Genomic DNA, 1,887 nt, shown 5'->3' on the forward strand with positions numbered 1-1,887 from the left:
CTGTATCCTTGCCGAACACAGAAGTGAAACGCCGTAGCGCCGATGGTAGTGTGGCAGATGCCATGTGAGAGTAGGACACTGCCAGGCACCCAATTAGAAATGACGCGCAGCGTCGTTTTGAGAGTTTTGTGCTGATATGGCTCAGTCGGTAGAGCGCATCCTTGGTAAGGATGAGGTCCCCAGTTCGATTCTGGGTATCAGCACCAAAATTTGACAAGTTTTGCCTGACGGCAATAGCACGATAGAACCACCTGTTCCCATGCCGAACACAGAAGTGAAATGTCGTAGCGCCGATGGTAGTATGGCAGATGCCATGCGAGAGTAGGACACAGTCAGGCACCTATCCAGATGAAAGGCCTCCCAAGCGGGAGGCCTTTTGTTTTTGTGTCTTATAAGATTTGTGACATGTAACCAATAGGCTACTGATTACATAGATGTGCGGATGTTGGTAATCGTGACATCTTCCAGAGATGGCAGTATGAGGCCGCTGGATATAGTCTTAGCAATAGCTTGGTTGCGGTTGCGCGAGTCAGTTTTGTTAGTTACTTGGTTCAGATGGAAGTTAACTGTGCGCTCGCTAATGCCTAGGATGGTGGCGATCTCCCAGGATGTCTTCCCTTCGCTGGCCCATAGCAGACACTCTTTCTCACGGGCAGACAGATCTGTTAGATGTTTGGCCAATTCAGGTTTGCGCTTAACAAGTTCAACAGCAGCATTAAAGATGTAGCTCGCACAGAAAGAGAGAATCGGAACGTTCTCGAACATCAACTCACTGTTGCTGGGATCTTTGGTGATGAATGAGAGGATGCCTTTTTCACCATAAGGGGTGTGCAACGGGAATGACACTCCGTTACGCACTCCAAAATCAGCAGCGAGATTCATTACATCACGGCTACATGCCGGCATGGTGGGGTGATCGAGATCCAGCTTGTTCCAGAAGATAGGGAGTGTTTGCTTCAGGCCAAGAGATACCACAGGATCTTGTGTCAGGTAGCGGTTGGAGCTGTAGGCTTCAAACCAACTCAGCGGGCAGTTGTTAAAAAGAGCTACGTGAGAGCGATTCATGCTGATAGGGAAAATAATCAGCAGTCGAAAGTAGTCAAAGCCCATCTTATAGCTGAAACGCTCAAGAGCGTGCTGCACATCCATGGTTGAGCGCGCCTTGGTGAAGGTCTCGACATGTTCCCAAAGCTTGGTATTGAACAAGTTATTCTCCTTGTAGGCTCATCTTTAGCTCAGTCGCGTACAGACTTGCCCTAACCCGTGCACTGCATCTCTTTCACATTAGCTATGCCTTAACCACACAGCAACGTAAATGTTGGATTGGCCCAGATATCTTAGCCCTATCAGCCTTGAGAGAGTACCTCTGATTAAGAGTCGTGCATTACACATGCACATTCTCAAAATCCTCATCAGGTCCAGTGAGCTAATGCTGACAAGAAAAAAGTAGCACAAGGACACGGAACATCAGGTTTTTGTTGTGGGGAAAGGTCTAGGCTTGTTGTGTGTATGGTGACGATTATATAGAGGAAAATAGGTAAGTGCCTTGATGTTCTAGGACAAAAAAAGAGCATTTGGCTTTATTTTTCTGCAAACAAACTAAAGTATGAAGTTTTTTTGAAATAAAACTTGCCAGCGCGGCGCGCCTCCCTATAATGCGCCCTCACCAGCACGGCGGATGACGCCGGATGGTCACGGGAAGACGACAGTCGCTGTCACTTTCCGGGGAAAGAAAAGCCGCTACGGCGCTTGACTTTCCAAGCGAGGAGCGTAAGATGCGCAGCCTCAGCCAACAAGGCAACGTTCTTTAACAAATTGAATCAAGCAATCTGTGTGGGCACTCGCAGGATTGAAGCATCAAAAACAATTTTTGATTTTCAATGTCTG

At 47.7% G+C, this 1,887-nt stretch carries 1 protein-coding gene, 1 tRNA gene and 1 rRNA gene; 2 read left to right on the top strand and 1 reads right to left on the bottom strand.

The window, feature by feature from the left end:
* The first annotated feature begins 130 nt into the window (after window positions 1-130).
* A tRNA-Thr gene (locus BW958_RS20105) sits at window positions 131-206 on the top strand.
* Between the two features lie 17 nt (window positions 207-223).
* Window positions 224-338 (top strand): 5S ribosomal RNA (gene rrf, locus BW958_RS20110).
* Between the two features lie 88 nt (window positions 339-426).
* On the opposite strand, the gene BW958_RS20115 is transcribed toward rrf, so the two are convergent.
* The gene (locus BW958_RS20115) at window positions 427-1,206 is read right to left on the bottom strand and encodes a helix-turn-helix transcriptional regulator (protein ID WP_076577681.1); all 780 of its coding nucleotides are present in this window, start codon (window positions 1,204-1,206) and stop codon (window positions 427-429) included.
* Window positions 1,207-1,887: the final 681 nt, after the last annotated feature.

The organism is Aeromonas sp. RU39B (genome assembly GCF_900156095.1).
Lineage (GTDB): Bacteria > Pseudomonadota > Gammaproteobacteria > Enterobacterales > Aeromonadaceae > Aeromonas.